We start from the raw sequence: 22239 nt of genomic DNA on the forward strand, positions 1-22239 counted from the left end.
CGGACCGGGGCGGAGGGCTGACGGTGGGGCGGCTGTGGGACAGGTTCACGGGCACCAAGCACCCCGCTGACGGGGTCAGGGCCGTGCCCGCCGCCGAGCTCCGGGAGGCCCTGTTCGCGTCGCGGGGACCGGACGCCCCGTTCCGTCTCCGTCAGGGCTTTCCCAAGGAGAGGGCCGACGTGGTGGCGGAACACCGGATCCCGGAACTGGAGCTCACCGTCAAGGTGCGGATGCGGCTGCTTCCGGCGCGCCGTGAGGTCGAAGTGATCACGGAGCAGTGGGGCAGGGTGTCGTACGAGGGCGGGAGCAAGCAGTACGCCCGCGGGGCAGGCCGCACGGTCGCCCGGCGGTGGCAGTTCAAGAAGGGACCCGACGGGCGGCGGCGCCTGGTCGAGTCCTTCCGCTACGACTCGCGCGACATGACGGGCCCCCTGCAGCGGACGGTCCTCGAAGCGGGCTGGGTCTGGCGGGAAGTGTTCTTCGGCAGCTGAGGCGGCGTACCCCGCACCCACATGGGGGTCGTGTCTGTTCTGCCCCCTCCTGCCCCGGTTCGGTAGCGTGGCACGGCGTACGCGCCCGACGATCAGGAGGGGCACGCCGGTGCCGGGTTCCAAGCGGAGGACACGGGCGGTGGTGCGCGGTGCCGAGGCCCTGGACGCGCGGCTGCCGCTGGGTGAGATCGCCAAGGGGGCGGTGCGGAAGGTCTTCCCCGACCACTGGTCGTTCCTGCTCGGCGAGCTCGCCCTCTACAGCTTCGTCGTCCTGCTGCTGACCGGGGTGTACCTGTCCTTCTTCTTCGACCCCTCCATGCGCGAGAGCGTCTACCACGGCGCGTACGGGCCGCTGCGCGGCGTGCGGATGTCGCAGGCCTACCTCTCCACCCTCCGCATCAGCTTCGACGTCCGCGGCGGGCTGCTGATCCGGCAGGTCCACCACTGGGCGGCGATCGTCTTCCTCGCCGCCATCGGCGCCCACCTGCTGCGCGTCTTCCTCACCGGGGCCTTCCGCCGCCCCCGCGAGCTCAACTGGACGATCGGCGTCACCCTGTTCGCTCTGTCCACGCTGGAGGGCTTCGCCGGCTACTCCCTCCCCGACGACCTGCTGTCCGGTACCGGGCTGCGCATCGCGCAGGGCATCGTGATGTCGGTGCCGGTCGTCGGCACCTACCTGGCCTTCTTCGCCTTCGGCGGCGAGTTCCCGGGCCTCGACATCGTCCCCCGGCTCTACCCCGTGCACATCCTGCTGGTGCCCGGCCTGCTGCTGGGCCTGATCACCGTGCACCTGCTGCTGGTCGTCCACCTCAAGCACACCCACTGGCCCGGACCCGGCCGTACCGGCCGCAACGTCGTCGGCCTGCCCTTCTTCCCGCAGTACCTGGCCAAGTCGGGCGGGCTGTTCCTGCTCGTCTTCGGCCTCCTCGCCGGCCTCGCCGCGGTCGCGCAGGTCAACCCCATCTGGATGTACGGGCCCTACCGCCCCGACCTGGTCTCCACCGGCTCCCAGCCCGACTGGTACATCGGCTTCCTGGAGGGCTCCCTGCGGCTGATGCCCGGGACCGAGACCCGGCTGTGGGGGCACACGGTGGTGTGGAACCCGTTCGTGGCGGCCGTCCTGCTGCCCGGCGCGTTCTTCACCGTGCTGTACGCCTATCCCTTCTTCGAGCGCTGGATCACGGGCGACACCGGGGAGCGGCACCTGTGCGACCGGCCCCGTGACCGGCCCGTCCGCACGGGGCTGGGCGCGGCGGCCCTCGCCTGGTACGCCGTGCTCCTGCTGGCCGGGGCCCAGGACGTCCTCGCGTTCATCTTCGCCGTGCCCCTGCCGGAGCTGACCTGGACCCTGCGCGCCGCGTTCTTCGTGGTGCCGGCGGTGGTCTTCTGGCTCACCCGGCGGCTGTGCCTGGCCCTCCAGGACCAGGAGCGGGAGCTGCTGACCGGGGGCGAGGAAACGGGCCTGGTGCGCCAGGGCGTCGAGGGCGGCTTCCATCCCGAGTCCCGGGCCCTGCCGGCCGACGAGCGGTACGTGATGCTGGTCGGGGAGCAGCCCCGGCCGCTGCAGGACGACCACGACCCGACCCGCCCCCTGCCGCAGCGGGCGCTGAAGCGGGTCCGGGCGGCCGTCAGCTCCTGGTACTACCGCGACCGCGTCCCGTACCCGCTGACCCCCGAGCAGCACGCGGAGATCGCCGAGGTCACGGCCGGCCCGGACCGGCCGTCCGGGCGGTAGACGCGGCCGGGCCCTACTCCGGGTGGTCGAGGTTCTGGAAGGCGAAGCCGAAGATCCCCGCCGCCAGGACCCCGAAGCCGATCAGGAACAGCCACAGCCCCTGCACCACCCCCAGCGCCGACAGCGCGGCGCCGACCGCGGTCAGGACGGGGTAGTAGCTGCGGTCGGGGAAGAAGATCCGGCGGCCGGAGGCCTCCAGGACCTCGGCGTCCCCGCGGTCCTCCGGCCGCTCCCCGCCCCGCCGGTGCTGGCGCCACAGGAACGCGGCGACCAGGCCCGACATGATGAAGGACACGCACAGCGCGGAGCTGCCCGCCGGGTCGGTGGAGAACCAGCGGTAGACGACGGTGGTGGCCCCGAAGAACAGGGACGTTCCGGTGAACAGCCAGGCCTCAGCCTTCACGGGGCACCTCCGGGTGGTGCAGGTCGAAGGCCGGGGACTCCGAGCGGATCCGCGGCACGGCGTGGAAGTTGTGGCGCGGTGGCGGGCAGCTCGTCGCCCATTCCAGGGAGCGGCCCCAGCCCCAGGGGTCGTCGACCGTCACCCGCTCGCCCTCGCGCGCGGTCTTCCACACGTTGTAGAGGAACGGCAGCGTGGAGATCCCCAGCAGGAAGGCGCCGATCGAGGAGAGGGTGTTGAGGAGGGTGAACCCGTCGGACGTCAGGTAGTCGGCGTACCGGCGCGGCATGCCCTGCTCGCCGAGCCAGTGCTGGACGAGGAAGGTGAGCTGGAAGCCGGGGAACAGCGTCCAGAAGTGCAGCCGGCCCAGCCGCTCGTCCAGCATCCGGCCGGTCAGCTTGGGCCACCAGAAGTAGAGCCCGCCGAAGGTGGCGAAGACGATCGTGCCGAAGAGGACGTAGTGCAGGTGGGCGACGACGAAGTAGCTGTCGGTCAGGTGGAAGTCCAGCGGGGGCGAGGCGATCAGCACCCCGGTCAGGCCGCCCAGCAGGAAGGTGACGAGGAAGCCGATCGACCACAGCATCGGCGTCTCGAAGGACAGCGAGCCGTGCCACATCGTGCCGATCCAGTTGAAGAACTTCACCCCCGTCGGCACGGCGATCAGGAAGGACAGCAGGGAGAAGAACGGCAGCAGGACGGCGCCCGTCGCGAACATGTGGTGCGCCCACACCGTCGCCGACAGCCCGGTGATGGCGATGGTCGCCCCGATCAGGGACACGTAGCCGAACATGGGCTTGCGACTGAAGACGGGCAGGATCTCGCTGACCACGCCGAAGAACGGCAGGGCCACGATGTAGACCTCCGGATGCCCGAAGAACCAGAACAGGTGCTGCCACAGCAGCGCGCCCCCGTTCGCCGCGTCGAAGACGTGGGCGCCGAACTTGCGGTCCGCCTCCAGGGCCAGCAGGGCGGCCGTGAACACGGGGAAGGCCAGCAGCGCCAGGATGGACGTGAACAGCACGTTCCAGGTGAAGATCGGCATCCGGAACAGCGTCATGCCCGGAGCGCGCAGGCAGACGATCGTGGTGATGAAGTTGACCGCGCCGAGGATGGTGCTCAGGCCCGCCACGGCCAGTCCCATCGCCCACAGGTCGGGGCCGGTCCCGGGGGAGTAGACGGCCCCGTTGAGCGGGGCGTACGCGAACCAGCCGAAGGCCGCCGCGCCGTCGGCGGTCAGGAACCCCGAGACCACCATCAGGCCGCCGAAGAGGTACACCCAGTAGGTGAAGGCGTTCATCCGGGGGAAGGCGACGTCCGGCGCCCCGATCTGCAGCGGCATCACCGCGTTGGCGAAACCGGTGAAGGTCGGCGTCGCGAACAGCAGCATCATGATCGTGGCGTGGACGGTGAACAGCTCGTTGTACTGCTGGTTCGACACGATCTGCAGCCCCGGCCGGGCCAGTTCGGCCCGCATCGCCAGCGCCAGCACCCCGGCGAAGAGGAAGAAGCAGAAGGCCGTGACCAGGTAGAGGTTGCCGATCACCTTGTGGTCGGTGGTCGACAGCCAGCGCAGCACCGCCGAGCCCTGGCGGACCCGCCGTCGGGTCCGTGCCGCCGTCTCCGGCGGGGGTGAGGGGTCCAGCGCCGTCATCGGGTCCTCCAGGGAGCCTCGCAGCTTCACGGCCCCGCGGCCCCGCCGCCGAGCGTGCACTCCCTTCGACTACCGGCCCCTCGTCCCGTCGCCCGCCCGACGCGCCGGGGCCCGCCCCGGCGCGGGCCCCGTATCCCCCGCCCGGGGGAGCCGGGGCCCGCCCTGCAGGGGTGGGCGGCTACTGCCCGCCGTGGGCGCGGGTGATGAGGTCGGTGGCGACCTCCAGGGCCGCCAGCCGGGTCGCCTCCGGGTCGGCCTCGTCCACGTGCTGGAGGAACATCATCCCCGCGTGCAGCGTGAACAGGGCGCTCACGCAGCGCACCTGGTCCGCCAGCGGCCCGTCCTCCGTGCGCAGCAGCTCGACGAGGGTGAAGATGCGCTTCTTGACGATCTCCCCGATGCTCAGCTCGCGCATCGTCGCCTGGTTCTCGTGCATGAACCGGTACAGCTGCGTGCCCGCGACCATCGCCTCGCTGTAGCGGCGCAGCATCTCGCGCTTGGTCTCCAGCGTCCTCGGCTGTTCCTGCGCCCATTCGATCAGCTCGTCGACGGGCCGCGTGCGGTCCTCGAAGACGCTGATGATGATGTCTTCCTTGGTCTTGAAGTGGTAGTAGAGGGCCGCCTTCGTGACCTCCAGCCGCTCCGCGATCTCGCGCAGCGAGGTCTTCTCGTACCCCTGCTCGGCGAAGAGCTCCAGCGCGACCTCCTGGATGCGCTGGCGCGTGTTGCCGCGCTTGGCCTGCGGTCCCGTGCCGCTGGAGCTGCTGGACATGTGTCTCCCCACGAACTTACTTGACGCCCGGCTAGTGACGCGTCTACCTTCCCCAGTGTAGTGAACTAGCCGGGCGGCAAGTAAGTGTCCGCGCAGGGGAATGAAGAGATCGGTCACGGGGAGTGGACATGAGCGACGCAGTGAAGCAGGCCGCACAGGCGGAGGAGGTGAAGCCGCGCAGCGTACGCGTCGTCCTGATGGCCCTCATGATCGCGATGCTGCTCGCGATGCTCGACAACATGATCATCGGCACCGCGATGCCGACCATCGTCGGTGAGCTCGGCGGCCTCGAACACCTCTCCTGGGTGGTCACCGCCTACACCCTGGCCACCGCCGCCTCCACCCCCATCTGGGGCAAGGTCGGCGACATGTACGGGCGCAAGGGCTCCTTCCTCACCTCGATCGTCATCTTCCTCATCGGCTCCGCCCTCAGCGGCATGGCCCAGGACATGGGCCAGCTCATCGGCTTCCGCGCCATCCAGGGCCTGGGCGCCGGCGGTCTGATGGTCGGTGTCATGGCGATCATCGGCGACCTGATCCCGCCCCGTGAGCGCGGCAAGTACCAGGGCATGATGGCCGGCGTGATGGCCCTCGCCATGATCGGCGGCCCGCTGGTCGGCGGCACCATCACCGACCACATGGGCTGGCGCTGGTCCTTCTACATCAACCTCCCGCTCGGTGCCGTCGCCCTCGCGATGGTCAGTGCGGTCCTGCACCTGCCGAAGAAGAAGGCCCAGGGGAAGATCGACTACCTGGGTGCCGCGCTGCTGACCGTGGCCATCACCTCGACCGTCCTCGTGACGACCTGGGGCGGCACCGAGTACTCCTGGGGCTCCGGGGAGATCATCGGCCTGATCGTGGCCGGCGTCCTCGCCATCGCGGCCTTCCTGTGGGCCGAGACCAAGGCCGCCGAGCCGGTCATGCCGCTGCACATCTTCCGCAGCCGCAACTTCACCCTGATGTCCGTCATCGGCTTCCTCGTCGGCTTCGCCATGTTCGGCGGCGTGCTCTACCTCCCGCTCTTCCAGCAGGCGGTCCAGGGCGCCTCGGCCACCAACTCCGGTCTGCTGCTCCTGCCGATGCTGCTCTCGATGATGGTCGTCTCGCTCGTCGCGGGCCGCATCACCACCAGCACCGGCAAGTACAAGGTCTTCCCGATCGTCGGCGGCGCCCTCATGGTCGTCGGCCTGTTCCTCCTCGCGACCATGGACACCGGCACCACCCGCCTGGTCTCCGGCCTCTACATGGCCGTCCTCGGCGCCGGCCTCGGCTTCCTGATGCAGATCACCATGCTGGTCGCGCAGAACAGCGTGGACATGAAGGACATGGGCGTCGCCTCCTCCTCGGCCACCCTCTTCCGCACCCTCGGCGGTTCCTTCGGCGTGGCCCTGATGGGCTCCCTGTTCACCTCCCGGGTCACCGACACCATGTCCGAGCGCCTCGGCCCGCAGGCCGCCCGGGCCGCCGGCTCCGCCCAGCTCGACGCGGCCAGCCTGGCCAAGCTCCCCGAGGCCGTCCGCGACGCCTACCAGCACGCGGTGGCCGCCGGCACGCACTCGGCGTTCCTGCTCGGTGCGGCGATCGCCGTACTCGGCTTCGCGCTCGCCTGGTTCGTCAAGGAGGTCCCGCTGCGGGGCGCCGGCCCGGCCCAGGCCGGCGGCGCCAACGCCAAGGCCGCCGCCTCCCCGGCGGACTCGCTCGCGCACTGACACGCACCGCCCAAGAGGCGGGTGGGGCCCGGGACTTCCCGGGACCCGCCCGCCTCTTCGCGTGTCCCCAGGGGCCTGGGGGACCCCCGTGCCGAGAGTGGCCATAAAGGACCAAAGTCCCGATTACCTGGAATTTATAGGGCAATTACGGGGGAACCTTCTCAGGTTCGAAGGCGTCCTGATCCACATGACGCGCACGCAGAAGCACAGCCTCCGAGCCCGGATAGCCGTCGCGGCCTCGGCCGCAGCCGTCGCCGCCACCGTGTGGGGGGTCACCACCCTGCTCCCCGCCGGCGCGGACCACCCCGTCCATGACAACGCGTCAGGCGCCGGAGCCGCCCCGGCGGACGGGAAGCGGGGCGGCGGCTCCGGCACGACGCCCGCACCCTCCTCGCCCGCACCCTCCTCCGCCGTGCCCGACGGCATCGCGCACGCCTCGGAGGCCGGCGGGAACGCCGTCAACATCACCATCGACGACGGCCCCGACCCCCGCTGGACCCCCCAGGTCCTCGACGTCCTCGCCAAGTACGACGTGAAGGCCGTCTTCTGCATGATCGGCCCGCAGGCCAAGGCCCACCCCGACCTGGTCAGGCAGGTCGTCGCGGCCGGACACCGGCTCTGCGACCACACCATGGACCACGACACGACCATGGCGAAGAAGCCCGTCGCCTACCAGGAGGCGCAGATCCTCGACGCGAAGAAGCTGATCGAGGAGGCCGCGGGCGGCGCCGCGAAGGTCGAGTACTACCGCGCTCCCGGAGGGGCCTTCACCCCCGACAGCCGGCGCATCGCCGCGGCCGCCGGGATGCGCCCCCTCGGCTGGAACGTCGACACCAAGGACTTCGGCAAGCCCGGCACCGCCGCCATCGTCGCCAACGTCAAGCGCGAGATCGGCAACGGCCCCACCGTCCTCTTCCACGACGGGGGAGGCGACCGCCGGCAGACCGTCGCCGCCCTCGACCAGGTACTGGCCTGGCTGAAGGACCAGGGGCGGCCGACCGGCTTCCCGGTCCGCACCGCCCCCTGAACCGCCGCCGCCGCCGCCGGCACCGGCACGGACACGCCGCCGCCCGCCGGACGGGTGAAGGTCTGCGCCCCGGCCCCGCCCACGGTGTTCCCTGGTCGCGCACGCCGCCCCGTACGCCCGAACCCGCCAGGAGGCCCCCGTGATCCCCGCGAACGAGCTCACCGACCCCGCCGTCCGCGCCTTCGTCACCGCTGTCAACGCGAACGACAAGGACGCCTTCGCCGCGGCCCTGACCCCCGGCGCCACCATGTCCGACGACGGCAGCGACCGCGACCTGGGCGACTGGGCCGAGCGGGAGATCTTCTCCTCCAACGGCCGCATGGAGGTCATGTCCGAGGCCGACGACGGGCGCTCCCTGGTCGCCGACTACCGCAACGACACCTGGGGCGCCATGCGCACCGCCTGGCGGTTCACCGTCGAGGACGGCCGCGTCAGCCGTTTCGAGACCGGCCAGGCCTGACGCCGGGGCGCCCGGGGGACTACAGCCCCCGCGCCACCTGGAGCACCGCAGCCGTCAGCGGCCCGTTCTCCGGGGCCAGCCCGCCCGGGAAGCCGAAGCGGCGGCGCGTGTACCCGTACGCGATCCCCGTCACCGGGTCGGCGAACCCGTTGGCGCCCGCCGCACCGCAGTGCCCGAAGGCCTCCGGCCCGACCAGCGGCTGGGTCTCGAAGCCCAGCCCGAAGTGGTCCGCCTGCGGCACCACCGCGTCCTGGCCCGGCGTGTGCAGCCGCGCGACCTCGGCCACCGTCTCCGGCTTCAGCAGCGCGGGCCGGTCCTCCAGCCCGCTGATCGCCGCCGCGTACAGCGCCGCCACACCGCGCGCCGTGCCGACGCCGCCCGCCGAAGCCGGGCCGAGGGCCTTCACCTTCGGGTGGTTGGCGTACGCCACCATGTCCATCGGCGGGTCCTGGTGCATGTTGAAGGCGATCCGCATCAGCTCCGGCATCGGCCCGGCCGCCGCCAGCGCCTCCAGCTGCGCCGGCGTCGGCAGCATCTCCAGCACCGGCTTCCAGCGGGGCTCCAGCTCCTGCGGCAGCCCCATGTACAGGTCCAGCCCGTACGGCGCCCGCACCCGCTCCTCGTAGACCTCCTGGACCGAACGGCCCGTCACCCGGCGCACCACCTCACCGGTCAGCGCGCCGATCACGAAGGCGTGGTAGCCGTACGCCGTCCCCGGCTCCCAGTGCGGCTCCTGCCCGGCCAGCGCGGCCGCCACCAGGGCGTCGTCCGCGATCAGCTCGTAGGAGAACGCGTCCACGGCGATCAGCCCGGAGCCGTGCGCGACCAGCTGCCGCACCGTCAGCTTCTCCTTGCCGTGGCCCGTGAACTCCGGCCAGTACTCCGACACCGGCCGGTCCAGATCGAGCACGCCCTCCTGCACCAGCAGCGCCACCACCAGGTGCGCGGCACCCTTGGTGATGGAGAAGACCCCGCTCAGGGTGTCTCCGTCGGTCTCCTCGCCGCCCCACAGGTCCACCACGGTCCGGCCGTGGTGACGCACCGCCAGCTGGGCCTCCGGGGAGTGGGGCTCCGCCGCCACAAAGGCCTCGAAGGCCTCCCGCACCGGCTCCCAGCCCGCCTCGACCGTCCCCTCGACCGTCACGCTCATGACATCCCCCATAACCATCCGTAGATCATTTCGCTGTTCGTGCACAGACAACCAGAAGACGGTCGGTTGATATGCCTCCCCCGGCCGGAATCTGTCAGCTGTGCCCGCGCGCCCCGCTCACGTACGGGTGAACGCGGGCCCGGTGACGTTCCGGCCCCGCCGCGGGCGCCGTTGGACCGGGCATGAAGCGCACCCGCACCACCGCCCTCACCGTCGTCGCCGCCGTCGCGGCCCTCACCCCCGTCCTCGGCCAGGCGGCCGCCACCGCCGCCGACGGCAAGGGCGACGGCAAGGGGAACCTCCCCCAGGACCCGGTCGGGAGCGGGAAGGCGTGGAGCAAGGACCAGAAGCACAAGGTGGAGGGGGAGGCCCGCTTCCACCCGGGGGTGCAGTACGAGACCGTCACCCGGCCCGGGCCCGCGGGAGCCCCGGAATGGGAGCGCAAGACCGGGGACCCGGACACGCTGGCCTGGCTGCCCTCGTACGAGTTCGCCTGGACGGTCTCCGACGTGCTGGTCAACAAGGGCCTGACCACGAAGAACGGCAAGCACCCCCTCACCCTGCACGCCGTACTGCGCGACGCGCGGCACACCGCGGTCGCGGAGGTGCACAAGGAGCTCGCCGGCCAGGCGGCGACGGGCCGTCAGAAGATCGCGGGCAACAAGCGGATCGCGTGCGACACCGGCGACTACACGGTGGAGTGGACGATCGAGCGCCCGGGCTACGCGAGGGTGGGCGGCACGCTGCGCTGGAACTCCAGCTGCGAGCAGTACCGGACGGCGTTCGCGGCGGAGCACGCGGGGAGGTAGCCGCCCGGGGATCCGGCCCCTAAGGAGGCCTGTCGCCCTGAGCGCCTTGTGGGTGCTCGTCGGGCGACGGGGCCACGGCTCCCGGATCGAGGGCCGTAGGCCATTCTGCCGTACGGGGACGGCGCGTGAGGGGGGCCGAAGGGTCCGCCGGTCCCGTCCCCTTGCGTCTTTCAGCCGTTCTTCCGGCCCGCCTCGGCCGCCTTCGCGGCGATGCCCTCCAGCACCGACTTGGCATCGCCGTTGGCGTCGACGGCGTGGCCGATGTTGCGCTTGATGGTGTCGCTGACCGTCACCCAGGACGGGTCGTTGACCGGGTAGAGCTGCGCGCCGCGCAGGGCGGTCAGGAACTGCTCGTCGTTGCGGTCGAGGCCGCCGCCCGACGGGGTGCGGGAGGCCGAGACCGTCGACGGCAGCAGGTGGTAGCGGCCCGCGAAGTCCGACAGGTTCTTGTCCTGGTAGACGTAGTCCAGGAACTTGCCGATCTCCGCCCGCTTCCCGTTCTGCTTGAACGCCATCATCCAGTCGGCCACGCCCACGGTCGGCGGGGTCTCGCCCGAGCCGAGGTTGTCCGAGACCGGCATGGGGACGGCGTTGACGGTCATGCCCTTGGCGCGGGCCTCGTGGAGCAGCGAGGGGTAGCCGTTGACCATGCCGACCTCGCCGCGCAGGAACGCGGCGAAGGCGTCGGCACGGTTGAGCTGCGACGGCGGGGTCGGGCCGGTGAGGCCCGGGGTGACCAGCTTGTCCTTGAGCCAGCGGAAGGTCGCGATGTTCTGGTCGGAGGCCAGGCTGTAGTTGCCGCTGTTGTCGGCGTACCCGCCGCCGTTGCTCAGCTCCCAGATCATCGCCTCGGCGTGCGCCTCCTCGGGGCCCAGCGGCAGGGCGATCGGGTACTTCACGCCCTTGTCCTTGAGCGCCTTGGCGTCGGCCGTCAGATCGGACCAGGTCTTCGGTGCCGAGGTGATTCCGGCCTGCCTGAACAGGGTGTCGTTGTAGAAGAGCAGACGGCTGGACGCCACGAACGGCAGGCCGTAGAGGGTGTTGCCGACGGAGCCGGCCTCGGCGAGCGGCTGGAGGAAGTCCGCCTCCGCGCTGATGGAGAGCAGTTCATCCGCGGAATACAGCTTTCCCTGGGCCGCGAAGTCCGAGTACGAGCCCATCAGCGCCATGTCCGGCGCATTGCCGGCCTTGACCATACGGGAGACCTCGCGGTCGATGTCGGCCCAGGGCAGGAGCTGCACCTGGACCTTGATGTCCGGGTTGGCGGCGGTGAAATCCTTCGTCACCTTGTCCCAGAAAGACTTGGAGCTGGTGGCCGGCGAGTCGCCGTATTCTGCGGCCACCAGGTGCAGCGTACCGCCACCACCTGTGCCTCCGGCGGAAGATCCGCAGGCGGACAGCGGTACGAGCAGGCCGAACACGGTCGCGGCGGCGGTCGCACCGAATATTCTTCGTCGCACGGGTGGATACCCCTGATTTTCTTTTGAGTCCGGATATTACTTATGAGTTGCTCCGGGCTGGGGTGTCCCGCCGTGGCCCGTCCTGGCCGGAATTCTCTCCTGAAGGCGGCGGAGTTGTTTCCACTGGGGCGGCACTTGTGTTCAATGCTCTAAAAAGCCTTTTCCGCATTTGTGTCTTCGAATATGCGGCAATGAAATCGGACGCGCGTAGACCTGCCGAAAAGCCCGTTTCCTTCCGGAAGCGGGCTTCTGCCGTCCGGGTGTCCCGGGCGCGAGCCTGACGCGGGTTTTCCGCCCTGCGGCCCTAGCGTGGCCGCGTGACGGGACATCGGGACGCGGGGCGGCGAGCGGCCGTCGTGCTCTGTGTGGCGGCGGCACTGCTGGGACCGGCGGACCCGGCCGGCGCGTCCGCCGGCCGGCCGGGGGCCCGCGCTCTGGTCTACGTCGCCGACCTCAACTCCGACACGCTGTCGGTCGTCGACGCCGGCACCGGCAGGGTCGTGGACGCCGTTCCGGTCGGGCGCGGACCGGACAGCGTGGCCGTGAGCCCGGACGGCTCCCGCGTCTACGTCACCAACTCCGCGGCGGACACCGTGTCGGTGGTCGACGCCCGCACCAGGACGGTCGTCGCCACCGTCGCCGTCGGGGACGAACCGAGCAGGGTGACGGTCTCTCCCGACGGCCGGCGCGTCTACGTCGCCGATGTCGCGGCGGACACCGTCTCCGTGATCAGTGCCCGCACGCTCGCCGTGACGGACACCATCGCCGTGGGCGATTCCCCGCTGGGCGTGGCCGTGACACCCGACGGACGCACCCTCTACGTCGCCAACGCCGCGTCCGGCACCGTCTCGGTGGTCCGGACCGCCACCGGAAGGGTCACCGGCACCATCCGCGTCGGCGCCGGCCCGACCGCCCTGGTGCTCACCCCCGACGGCCGCAGCCTGTACGTCTCCAACCTGGCCTCGGACGACGTGTCGGTGGTCGACGTCCGCCGGGGCGTGGAAGAGGCCCGCATCCCGGTCGGGGACCAGCCCGCGGGGATCGGGGTGCGGCCGGACGGCCGCCGGGTGTACGTCGCCGACATCGGGTCGGACGACGTGTCGGTGATCAGCACCCGCGCCCGTGCCGTCATCGGGACCGTCGCGGTGGGCCGAGGCCCCAACGGCCTGGCCGTCCGCCCGGACGGCTCGCGGGTGTACGTGAGCAACTTCGACTCGGACACCCTGTCGGTCGTCGACACCTCGACGGGGCGCGTGACGCGGACGGTGGGGGTGGGCGACGGGCCGACGGGCGTGGCGGTGTCCCCTCTCGAGCCCTAGTCGGCGAACTCGCCGGCGTACGGGTCGGGCTCGCCCGTCTCGGGGTTGCGGCCCTCCTGCCAGCGGCGCTGGGCCTTGCGCCAGTGCACGAAGCTGAGGTGGCCGCCGTCCCAGAAGGTGAGGCCGACGGGGCTCACGTCGAACTCGTCGGAGCACATCCGCAGCAGGAACTCGGCCATGCCGTACGGGTACACCGCGAAGGCGTCCGCGGTGTGCCGCCCGACGACGAGGACCGGCCAGCGGTCCGGGTCGGCGTCGGTGGTGAGCCAGCACAGGATGTCGGCGCCGGCGGTGACCCCCCAGGCGATGATCGACTCCGGGTCCGCGTCGAAGGCGGCCCGGCCGCCCCCGGCCTCCCAGGCCTGCCGGGCGTTGGCGGTCTCCTCGGCCATCTCGGCCGGGTCCCACTGGAGCCCCGGCTTCGGCAGGGGCAGCAGGATCCCGGCCTCGCCGTTGATGGAACCGGCGCCGAAACGACCCATGAAGGCGACGAAGTCGGAGGGGAAACGGGTGCCCCAGACGGCCTCGGCCGCCTGCCAGTCGATGTCCTCGTCGGCGCCGTGCGTCGCCGGCATGATCTGCTCAAGCGCCTTGACCCGCGCGTTCTCCGTCATGCCCGCCGCTCCCCTGACACCCCACCTCAACCGCCCCAACCTACCGCCCGGGCGCGCCGTGACCTAGGCCCTCTCTTCCGGATCTCGCCTGGCCCGCGCCGCCCGGCACCGCACCTCGCCGCCTTGGCGGAGCACCCGAGTACGTCCAGTACAAGGGCGCCCCGCCAACGCGCCGATGCCCGGCACCGGACGACGCGGGCTTAACCGGCAAGATCCGAAAGAGACGACCTAGGTGTGTTGTAGCGCTCCAGCGTGACTGTGGCGCCGGGGCGCAGCCCCCAGCGGGCCATCGCCCCGGCCTCCGCCTCCAGGACGTGGCGGGCGCGGGGGCGCAGGAGGCCGAGGCGGTTCGGGGGCATGGTGGTCACGGCGATGACGCGCAGGCGCCGGTCGAGGTGGGCGACGTCGATGGGGAAGCGCATGCGGAAGGTGTGCACGCCGGCGGCGGGGGTGAGCAGGAGGGCCCCCTCCACCCCGTCGCGCCCCAGGAGCCCCCTCGTCCGGGCGCGGTAGGAGGCGGCGATCTCGAGGGGGATCGCGGCGTCCCCGAACCGGAGGACCCCGGCGCCATCCTGATAGCCCATGGCCCCACCCTAGATTCCGTTGACCCGGCGCGGGGTGCGAACGCCCAGCCTCGCGAGGTCAGGGGCGGAGCCCCTGGGAACGGTGGAAGGGCGGGGAGGGGCGAGCCCCGCGCAGCGGTGACGAGAAGGGGTCCCAGGGCCCATCCCCGCCCGGGGGCAGGGGCCTACCGTCGGCGGATGGGCGTAGTCGTGATCATCCTCGCCGCCGCGTACGGCGCAGCCACCGGCCTCGGGCTCCCCCGCGCCGCCTACCGCCTGTCCGTGGAGCCCGGCGCCCCCTGGCGCACCCACTGCCCCCACGGGCACCCCGTCCCCGGATGGCTCGGCCGCACCCCCTGCCCCCGGGGCCGCCACGCCCCGGCCTGCGAGGGCCCCGCCGAAGCCGGCCGGGGCGGCGGCCCCGCGGGCCCGGGGCCGGGCCGCCGGCGCGGCGGCGCCGGCCCGTGGGCCCCCGCCGCCGTCTGCGCGGCCGTCTGCGCGGCGCTGGCCGCCGCCACGGGGGTCCGGCCCGAAGCGGCGGTCTTCGCCGGGCTGGCGCCGCTCCTCGTGGTGCTCGGGATGGTCGACCTCGCCGTGCACCGGCTGCCCGACGTGCTCACCCTGCCCCTCGCCGCCGCCACCCCCGCCCTGCTCGGCGTCGCCGCCCTCCTGCCGCGCGCCGCGGGCACCTGGCGGGGGGCCCTGCTCGGCGGGGCCGCGCTCGGGGCGGCGTACCTCCTGCTGTTCCTGATCAACCCCGCCGGCATGGGCCTCGGCGACGTCAAGCTCGCGCTCCCCCTGGGGGTCGCTCTTGGGTGGTACGGGTGGGGGGTATGGGCCGCCGGGGCCTTCCTCGGGCTGCTCTACGGGGCCGTATACGGCCTCGCCGCGCTGCTGACCAGCCGCGCGACCCGCAAGACGGGCTTCGCCTTCGGGCCCTTCATGGCCGCCGGAGCCCTCACCGGAGTGCTCCTGGGCGGATTCGGAGCGTAATCATTCTGCGCCGATGCACGCAGGACGCTTTACGAAGGGTTATGGTGGAACCCCCCCCTCGGGCCGGTCCGTATCCCCCCCACGGACCGGCCCGTTTTCCTTTTCCCTTCCCGCGCGGGCAAAAGCGCAGGTCAGCCGCGCTGGGCCCAGATGTTGGTGCCGGGGGTGGAGACGGCGAAGGAGTCGATCTCCTTCAGCTCCTGCTCAGACAGCGGAGCCCCGGCCAGCGCGGCCACGTTCTCCTCCAGCTGCTTCACGCTCGACGCGCCGATCAGCGCCGAAGTCATCCGGTCGTCCCGCAGCACCCAGTTCAGCGCGAGCTGGGCCAGCGACTGGCCCCGGCGGGCCGCGATGTCGCTCAGGCCGCGCAGCCGCCGCACCACGTCCTCCGACAGCAGCGCCGGGTTCAGGGACTTGCCGGCCGCGGCCCGCGAGTCCTCCGGGATGCCGTGGAGGTACTTGCCGGTCAGCAGGCCCTGCGCGAGCGGCGCGAAGGCGATGCAGCCCATGCCGGACTCCTCCAGGGTGTCCAGCAGCCCGTCCTCCTCCGTCCAGCGGTTGATCATGGAGTACGAGGGCTGGTGGATGAGCGGGCGCACGCCCATCTCCCGCAGGATCCGCACGGCCTCGGCGGTCTGCTCCGCCGTGTACGAGGAGACGCCGACGTACAGCGCCTTGCCCTGCTGGACCGCGGACGCGAGCGCGCCCATGGTCTCCTCCAGCGGGGTCTCCGGGTCGAACCGGTGCGAGTAGAAGATGTCGACGTAGTCGACGCCCATCCGCTTCAGCGAGGCGTCCAGCGACCCGAGCAGGTACTTGCGGCTGCCCCACTCGCCGTACGGGCCGGGGTGCATCAGGTAGCCGGCCTTCGTGGAGAGGACCAGCTCCTCGCGGTGGCGCGCGAAGTCCTGGGCGAAGATCTTGCCGAAGTTCAGCTCGGCGGAGCCGGGCGGCGGGCCGTAGTTGTTGGCCAGGTCGAAGTGGGTCACGCCGAGGTCGAACGCGCGGCGCAGGATCGACCGCTGGGACTCCAGGGACTTGTCGTCGCCGAAGTTGTGCCAGAGGCCGAGGGAGATGGCGGGGAGCTTGAGACCGCTGCGGCCCGTGCGCCGGTAGGGCATGGAATCGTAGCGGGAGTGGTCTGCCCGATAGGGATTGGTATCAGTCACGTTGTCCTTGCTATCACGGACTTGTGACCTACCGAGTTGGGTACCCGATCCCGCCGCGCAGTAATGTGGCGGGGACTCGGGGGAGACCGCAATTCGTACGGGGGCATTGCACGGAGGGGCTGGAAGATCGTGAAGCTGCGCGACCTGGTGTACAAGCTCTACGCACGCCGGGTGGAAGGTCGCCTCGACCATGACGCGTCGCCCAAGCACATCGGCGTCATCCTGGACGGGAACAGGCGCTGGGCCAAGGCGTCCGGAAGTTCGACGGTGCAGGGCCACCAGGCCGGCGCCGACAAGATCTCCGAGCTGCTGGGCTGGTGCACCGAGACGGACGTCGAGGTCGTCACGCTGTGGATGCTCTCCACGGACAACCTGGACCGCCCCGAGGGCGAGCTCCTCCCGCTGCTCAACATCATCGAGAACACCGTCAAGGGCCTCGCCGAGGACGGCCGCTGGCGCGTCCACCACGTGGGCAACCTGGACATCCTGCCGTCCCGGACGCAGACCGTGCTGAAGGAGGCCGAGCAGGCCACGCACGACATCGGCGGGATACTGGTCAACGTCGCCGTCGGCTACGGCGGCCGCCAGGAGATCGCCGACGCGGTCCGCTCGCTGCTGCTGGAGCACGCCGAGAAGGGCACCTCCTTCGAGGAGCTCGCCGAGGTCCTGGACATCGACCACATCGCGGAGCACCTCTACACGCGCGGCCAGCCCGACCCCGACCTGGTGATCCGCACCAGCGGCGAGCAGCGGCTGTCCGGGTTCATGCTGTGGCAGAGCGCCCACTCCGAGTACTACTTCTGCGAGGTCTTCTGGCCGGCCTTCCGCAAGGTCGACTTCCTGCGCGCCCTGCGCGACTACGCCGCCCGGCACCGCCGGTTCGGGACCTGACACCCGGAGGATCCCCGCCCGTCCCGGGCGGCCCCCCCGGGCCCCCGGCCCCCGAGGATCCCCCGGGGGCCGAAACCCCTCGGAGCCACTCCGGTCCCGCCCGTCCCCTTCGTCGAGCCTTCACCTGGGCTTCACCGAGCGTCCGTCATATGCCATGGCATGGGCGGCCCCGTTCAAGGGCATAAGCCTTGCAGGTCGATGCCCGATCCACGGGTGTCGAGTCTCAGCGGACGGCAACGGGCCGTCCGCCCGGGAGGCCCTTTGCACCAGGACGAGCGTGCGGTTCGCACGGACGGATTGGAGGGCCGGAAAGCGGCCCTGGCACAGGTGCCGTTGACCGGTCCGGTCTTCATGGCCCGACCTCTTCCGAGGGGGTACGTCCTTCCGTGGTGACCAGCACTAAGCGCCGCCTGTCCGACAGGCGGACCTACGTCCTCGACACCAGCGTCCTGCTGGCAGACCCCAACGCGATCACCCGTTTCGACGAGCACGAGGTCGTGCTCCCGATCGTGGTGATCACCGAGCTGGAGGCGAAGAGGCACCACCCCGAGCTCGGCTACTTCGCCCGTCAGGCCCTGCGCCTGCTCGACGACTTCCGGGTCCGCCACGGCCGCCTCGACGCCCCCATTCCGCTGGGCGATCTGGGCGGGACCCTGCGTGTCGAGCTCAACCACTCCGATCCCGGCGTCCTGCCGGCGGGATTCCGGCTGGGGGACAACGACTCGCGCATCCTCGCGGTCGCCCGCAACCTCCAGGCCGAGGGCTACGACGTCACGGTCGTGTCCAAGGACCTCCCGCTGCGCATCAAGGCGTCCTCCGTGGGCCTGCTGGCCGAGGAGTACCGGGCGGAGCTGGCCATCACCGACGCCGGCTGGACCGGCATGAGCGAGCTCGCGCTCTCCGGGGAGCAGGTCGACCTCCTCTACTCCGAGGAGCGGCTCTACGTCCCGGAGGCCGCCGAACTGCCGGTGCACACCGGTCTGATCCTCCAGTCCGAGCGCGGCAAGGCCCTGGGCCGGGTCACCGCCGACGGCAACGTCCGGCTGGTGCGGGGCGACCGCGACGCCTTCGGGCTGCACGGCCGCAGCGCCGAGCAGCGCATCGCACTGGACCTGCTGCTCGACCCGGAGATCGGGATCATCTCGATGGGCGGCCGGGCCGGCACCGGAAAGTCGGCGCTGGCGCTGTGCGCGGGCCTGGAGGCGGTCCTGGAGCGCCGCCAGCACCAGAAGGTGATGGTCTTCCGGCCGCTGTACGCGGTGGGCGGCCAGGAGCTCGGCTACCTGCCCGGGGACCAGTCCGAGAAGATGAGCCCCTGGGCCCAGGCGGTGTTCGACACCCTTTCCTCGGTCGCCGGGCGCGAGGTCATCGAAGAGGTACTGAACCGCGGGATGCTGGAGGTCCTGCCGCTCACGCACATCCGCGGCCGTTCGCTGCACGACGCCTTCGTGATCGTGGACGAGGCCCAGTCCCTGGAGCGCAACGTCCTGTTGACCGTTCTGTCCCGTATCGGCGCCAATTCGCGGGTGGTTCTGACCCATGACGTGGCCCAGCGGGACAATCTCCGGGTCGGCCGGTACGACGGAGTGGTCGCCGTCGTTGAGAAGCTGAAGGGGCATCCGCTCTTCGCCCACGTCACGCTCACCCGCTCCGAGCGCTCCCCGATCGCCGCACTCGTCACGGAGATGCTCGAAACGCTCTGATCACCCAAATCCCCCATAGGGGGACGTCGAGTTGACGCCGTCCGGCAAAGGCGCAGGAGCCTAGCCGGACGGCGTCGTTCCGCACAGGGCTTTGACCAAAACAGCGGCGTCCTGCCTGATGTGACCTTTAACACGCAACGCGGAATTGCCTTGCGGCGTCGAGGTCCGGCAGAGTCTGTTTTCCGTCAGGCCCCGCATACGGCACTCCTGTATCTCCTGTTGGGGATACGCGCAGCACCACAACTCCACAGCCGTTGACCGTATGCCGCCCGGTTTCACGCGGCAGCTCCCGCAGGGGAGTTGTCCTCGGGCCCGTGTCTCCAGTGACCAGAACACCACGGAGTCCAGTGTCGAAGGGGCACTCTTGCGCCCGCGCGGTCACTGCGGACGCTGCTGGAAGGACACCGTGTGAGCCGGATCTCGGTCCGGGGGTTCGCAGTGGCTTCGGCCACCGCGGTCACCACCGTCGGCGCAGTCGTCGGCGTCGCCACTGGCGATGCCGCCACCTCGAACGACCTCGAGACGACCGCGTCCGGAGCGACTCTCCTCACTGACGTTCCGGTCGGCGAGCAGGCCCAGGTCCAGAGCGGGTCCCTGGCCCAGCAGGCCGACGCCATCGCCCACGCCGCCGACGCCGACGCCAAGCGCTCGGCGGAGGAGGCCGCCCGCATCCAGGCCGCCGAGGACGCCAAGTCCAAGAAGGCGGACGCGCAGAAGGCGGAGCAGGAGAAGAAGGACGCGGACGCCAAGAAGCTCAAGGACGAGCGCGACGCCGCGGAGGGCATCGCCAGCCGCTCGGCCACGCGCGACGCGGGCGACTTCCCGGTCCAGGGCTCCTACACGGTCGCCCAGGTCAAGGACATCGCCCGGCAGCTGGTCCCCTCGGGCCAGTTCCAGTGCTTCTCCAACATCATCAACGAGGAATCCACCTGGAACTACCAGGCCGTGAACTCCTCGTCGGGCGCCTACGGCCTGGTCCAGGCGCTCCCCGGCTCGAAGATGGCCTCGGCCGGTTCGGACTGGCGCACCAACCCGGCCACCCAGATCAAGTGGGGCCTGGGCTACATGAACGAGCGCTACGGCAGCCCGTGCAGCGCCTGGAGCTTCCACCAGGCCAACGGCTGGTACTAGAGGCCCGGCGGACACCGCCCGCGCACAACCCGGGGGAACCCCACACCGTCCTACGGTGTGGGGTTCCTCGCGTGTACGGTCGTGCGAGGCGTGGCCGCGGGGCGGGGGAAGGGAACGACATGGCGAAGATGACGGGCTGGCTCGGCCGGCTCGGCAGAGGGCTGAGCCGGATGGAGGCGCGCCTGGACGAGCGGCGGGCCGAGGTCGAGGCGGAGGCCGAGGCCGACGTGGAGCCGCTGCCCCTCCCGGCCGCGGCCGCCCCCGGGGCGCCGGCCCCGGCCGGCCCCGAGGAACCCCCGCCGCCCGTCCGGCCCGACCCGGTGGCCGTCATCCCCTGGGGGGTGCGCGTCGCCGCCGAGGCCAGCTGGCGGCTGCTGCTGCTCGCCGGGATGGTCTGGGTGCTGATGAAGGTGATCAGCGAGGTCCGCCTGGTCGTCCTCGCCTTCGCCGCCGCCCTCCTCGTCACCGCGCTGCTCCAGCCGTTCGTGGTCCGGCTGCGCCGGATCGGGCTGCCGCGGGGCCTGGCCACGGCCGTCACCGCGATCCTCGGTTTCGTCGTCATCGGGCTGGTCGGCTGGTTCGTGGTCTGGCAGGTCATGGAGAACCTCGACGACCTCTCCAACCGGCTGCGCGAGGGCATCAACGAGCTCAAGAGCTGGGCACTGGACAGTCCGTTCCACGTGACCGAGAAGCAGATCAACGACATCGCGAAGAACCTCAGCGAGACCATCGGCACCAACACCGAGCAGATCACCTCCGCCGGCCTGCAGGGCGTGACGGTGCTCGTCGAGGTGCTGACGGGCATGCTGCTCGCGATGTTCTCGACGCTGTTCCTGCTCTACGACGGCCAGAAGATCTGGAGCTGGGTCCTCGGCCTGGTCCCGTCCGCCGCCCGCCCCGGCGTCGCCGGAGCCGGCCCGCGCGCCTGGCGCACCCTGACCGCGTACGTGCGCGGCACGGTGCTGGTCGCCCTGATCGACGCCGTGTTCATCGGCCTCGGCATCTACTTCCTCAAGGTGCCGATGGCGGTCCCGCTCGCCGTGTTCATCTTCCTCTTCGCCTTCATCCCGCTCGTCGGCGCGGTGGTGTCCGGCGCCCTGGCGGTGGTCGTGGCCCTGGTGACCCAGGGGCCGTTCGCCGCCCTGATGGTGCTGCTGGTCGTGCTGGCCGTCCAGCAGATCGAGGGGCACGTGCTCCAGCCCTTCATCCTGGGCCGGGCCGTACGGGTGCACCCGCTCGCGGTGGTGCTGTCGGTCGCCGCCGGCGGGATGATCGCCGGCATCGGCGGCGCGGTCGTCGCCGTGCCGCTGGTCGCCGTCACCAACACCGTGGTCGTCTACCTGCGCGCCTACTCGCGCGAGCGGCGCCTGGCACCCCCCTCCCCGACCGGGCCCGCGCCGCACGGGGCCACCGCCGTACAGGCCGCCGAGCGGGAGGGCCGGGGATGATCAGCGAGCCCGAGATCGAGGGCGAGTGGTCCTCACAGCAGCCCGAGCACTCCGCCGCCGACGGCGCCGCCGCCGCGGCGGGGCCCGACCGGGCCTTACGGGCGGCGCACTGGCGCTGGGCGCTGGGCGGGGCGCTCGTGGCCTGCGCGGTGTTCGCGGGGGGCCTGGTCGTGCAGGAACGTTACGGCGAGAGCGGGCCGCCGATCCGCTACCGGCACAGCGAGCAACTGTGCGCGGAGACCCCGCTGAAGGCCGTCGGGGCGGTCCTCGGCGGCCTGGGCGGCGGTGTGCCGAAGCACGGGGAGACCCCCGCCCTGGACTGGTCGAGCTGCTTCGCAGACGGGAGCAAGGAGGGCCAGCCCTTCATGTCCAACGCCCAGCTCATGGTCGAGCTGCACAAGAAGACCGACCCGGGGCCGGAGTTCGGCGTGGTCCCGGAACTGGCGTTGTACGCGATGCCCCTGGCGACCGAGCAGGTGTCCGGGCTGGGCGAGCGGGCGTTCTTCTCCGGTGCAGCGCAGTCGCCCCGGCTCCAGGTGCTCGACGGCGGGACGGTGGTCACCCTCACCGTCGCCTGGTGGACCAGGGGCGCCGCCGACGCCGGGGACAAGGTCGACGAGGACGCGGTCAAGGCGGCGATGGTCGAGGACGTCCGCGGCCTGCTGGCCCGGCTGCGGCAGTAGCCGGGAACGCGCCGCGCCCCGCGGCCGCAAGGGCCGCGGGGCGCGGGGGAGTACGAGGTCC

At 71.5% G+C, this 22239-nt stretch carries 21 protein-coding genes; 13 read left to right on the plus strand and 8 right to left on the minus strand.

The annotated features are described in order from the left end of the window. Window positions 1-179 precede the first annotated feature (179 nt). Window positions 180-491 (plus strand): hypothetical protein, encoded by a 312-nt coding sequence (locus B4U46_RS22710; RefSeq protein ID WP_237293076.1) that lies wholly within the window; start codon window positions 180-182, stop codon window positions 489-491. A 109-nt stretch (window positions 492-600) separates the two neighbouring features. After that, a complete protein-coding gene (locus tag B4U46_RS22715) occupies window positions 601-2226 on the plus strand; it encodes a cytochrome b (RefSeq protein WP_237293078.1) in 1626 nt (541 codons plus the stop codon). Between the two features lie 13 nt (window positions 2227-2239). Here B4U46_RS22715 and B4U46_RS22720 read toward each other — a convergent pair whose 3' ends face one another. The 3 genes from B4U46_RS22720 to B4U46_RS22730 all read right to left on the minus strand — a co-directional run bounded on the left by B4U46_RS22720 (window position 2240) and on the right by B4U46_RS22730 (window position 5049). Continuing rightward, window positions 2240-2629, minus strand: a complete 390-nt coding sequence (locus B4U46_RS22720) for a cytochrome c oxidase subunit 4 (RefSeq protein WP_079429541.1) — start codon at window positions 2627-2629, stop codon at window positions 2240-2242. Further along, window positions 2619-4277, minus strand: a complete 1659-nt coding sequence (gene ctaD / locus B4U46_RS22725) for a cytochrome c oxidase subunit I (protein ID WP_079431926.1) — start codon at window positions 4275-4277, stop codon at window positions 2619-2621. The genes B4U46_RS22720 and ctaD overlap by 11 nt, the downstream gene beginning before the upstream one ends. Before the next feature lie 178 nt (window positions 4278-4455). Then, entirely contained in the window at window positions 4456-5049 is a 594-nt protein-coding gene (locus B4U46_RS22730; RefSeq protein WP_079429542.1) for a TetR/AcrR family transcriptional regulator, read from the minus strand. 128 nt (window positions 5050-5177) lie between these two features. On the opposite strand from B4U46_RS22730, the gene B4U46_RS22735 reads away from it, so the two are divergent. The 3 genes from B4U46_RS22735 to B4U46_RS22745 all read left to right on the plus strand — a co-directional run bounded on the left by B4U46_RS22735 (window position 5178) and on the right by B4U46_RS22745 (window position 8245). After that, the gene (locus B4U46_RS22735) at window positions 5178-6758 is read left to right on the plus strand and encodes an MDR family MFS transporter (RefSeq protein ID WP_079431927.1); all 1581 of its coding nucleotides are present in this window, start codon (window positions 5178-5180) and stop codon (window positions 6756-6758) included. Between the two features lie 187 nt (window positions 6759-6945). Next, on the plus strand, window positions 6946-7785 hold the full coding sequence (locus tag B4U46_RS22740) for a polysaccharide deacetylase family protein (RefSeq protein WP_079429543.1): 840 nt from the start codon (window positions 6946-6948) through the stop codon (window positions 7783-7785). Between the two features lie 139 nt (window positions 7786-7924). Next, window positions 7925-8245 carry a hypothetical protein gene (locus B4U46_RS22745; RefSeq protein ID WP_079429544.1) on the plus strand — a complete coding sequence of 107 codons (321 nt, stop codon included), beginning with the start codon at window positions 7925-7927 and terminating at the stop codon, window positions 8243-8245. Window positions 8246-8264: 19 nt separating this feature from the next. Here B4U46_RS22745 and B4U46_RS22750 read toward each other — a convergent pair whose 3' ends face one another. Further along, complete coding sequence (locus tag B4U46_RS22750; RefSeq protein WP_107438302.1) at window positions 8265-9395, minus strand: serine hydrolase domain-containing protein; 1131 nt, start codon at window positions 9393-9395, stop codon at window positions 8265-8267. A 182-nt stretch (window positions 9396-9577) separates the two neighbouring features. Here B4U46_RS22750 and B4U46_RS22755 point away from each other — a divergent pair, with 182 nt between their 5' ends. Beyond that, window positions 9578-10204, plus strand: coding sequence for a hypothetical protein (locus B4U46_RS22755; RefSeq protein ID WP_079429545.1), 627 nt, complete (start codon window positions 9578-9580; stop codon window positions 10202-10204). A 170-nt stretch (window positions 10205-10374) separates the two neighbouring features. Here B4U46_RS22755 and B4U46_RS22760 read toward each other — a convergent pair whose 3' ends face one another. Then, a complete protein-coding gene (locus B4U46_RS22760; RefSeq protein WP_079431929.1) occupies window positions 10375-11604 on the minus strand; it encodes an extracellular solute-binding protein in 1230 nt (409 codons plus the stop codon). 377 nt (window positions 11605-11981) lie between these two features. Between B4U46_RS22760 and B4U46_RS22765 the strand changes: the two genes are divergently transcribed. Next, entirely contained in the window at window positions 11982-12983 is a 1002-nt protein-coding gene (locus tag B4U46_RS22765) for a beta-propeller fold lactonase family protein (RefSeq protein ID WP_079429546.1), read from the plus strand. On the opposite strand, the gene B4U46_RS22770 is transcribed toward B4U46_RS22765, so the two are convergent. After that, window positions 12980-13597: an SMI1/KNR4 family protein gene (locus B4U46_RS22770; RefSeq protein ID WP_079429547.1), complete on the minus strand. Its 618-nt coding sequence runs from the start codon at window positions 13595-13597 to the stop codon at window positions 12980-12982. The genes B4U46_RS22765 and B4U46_RS22770 overlap by 4 nt on opposite strands. 200 nt (window positions 13598-13797) lie before the next feature. Further along, window positions 13798-14181, minus strand: coding sequence for a DUF192 domain-containing protein (locus tag B4U46_RS22775; RefSeq protein ID WP_079429548.1), 384 nt, complete (start codon window positions 14179-14181; stop codon window positions 13798-13800). A gap of 177 nt (window positions 14182-14358) precedes the next feature. Between B4U46_RS22775 and B4U46_RS22780 the strand changes: the two genes are divergently transcribed. Continuing rightward, entirely contained in the window at window positions 14359-15153 is a 795-nt protein-coding gene (locus B4U46_RS22780) for a prepilin peptidase (protein WP_079429549.1), read from the plus strand. 131 nt (window positions 15154-15284) lie between these two features. Here the strand turns inward: B4U46_RS22780 and mgrA are convergent, their stop codons facing one another. Then, window positions 15285-16322, minus strand: coding sequence for an L-glyceraldehyde 3-phosphate reductase (gene mgrA / locus B4U46_RS22785; RefSeq protein ID WP_079429550.1), 1038 nt, complete (start codon window positions 16320-16322; stop codon window positions 15285-15287). Between the two features lie 129 nt (window positions 16323-16451). Here mgrA and B4U46_RS22790 point away from each other — a divergent pair, with 129 nt between their 5' ends. The 5 genes from B4U46_RS22790 to B4U46_RS22810 all read left to right on the plus strand — a co-directional run bounded on the left by B4U46_RS22790 (window position 16452) and on the right by B4U46_RS22810 (window position 22178). Further along, entirely contained in the window at window positions 16452-17213 is a 762-nt protein-coding gene (locus tag B4U46_RS22790; protein WP_079429551.1) for an isoprenyl transferase, read from the plus strand. Window positions 17214-17599: 386 nt separating this feature from the next. Then, on the plus strand, window positions 17600-18916 hold the full coding sequence (locus B4U46_RS22795; protein WP_079429552.1) for a PhoH family protein: 1317 nt from the start codon (window positions 17600-17602) through the stop codon (window positions 18914-18916). A gap of 408 nt (window positions 18917-19324) precedes the next feature. Further along, window positions 19325-20047, plus strand: a complete 723-nt coding sequence (locus B4U46_RS22800; protein ID WP_079429553.1) for a transglycosylase SLT domain-containing protein — start codon at window positions 19325-19327, stop codon at window positions 20045-20047. 119 nt (window positions 20048-20166) lie between these two features. After that, window positions 20167-21495 (plus strand): AI-2E family transporter, encoded by a 1329-nt coding sequence (locus B4U46_RS22805; protein ID WP_079429554.1) that lies wholly within the window; start codon window positions 20167-20169, stop codon window positions 21493-21495. Further along, window positions 21492-22178 carry a hypothetical protein gene (locus B4U46_RS22810; RefSeq protein WP_079429555.1) on the plus strand — a complete coding sequence of 229 codons (687 nt, stop codon included), beginning with the start codon at window positions 21492-21494 and terminating at the stop codon, window positions 22176-22178. The genes B4U46_RS22805 and B4U46_RS22810 overlap by 4 nt, the downstream gene beginning before the upstream one ends. Window positions 22179-22239: the final 61 nt, after the last annotated feature.

The organism is Streptomyces katrae (genome assembly GCF_002028425.1).
Classification (GTDB): Bacteria; Actinomycetota; Actinomycetes; order Streptomycetales; family Streptomycetaceae; genus Streptomyces; species Streptomyces katrae_A.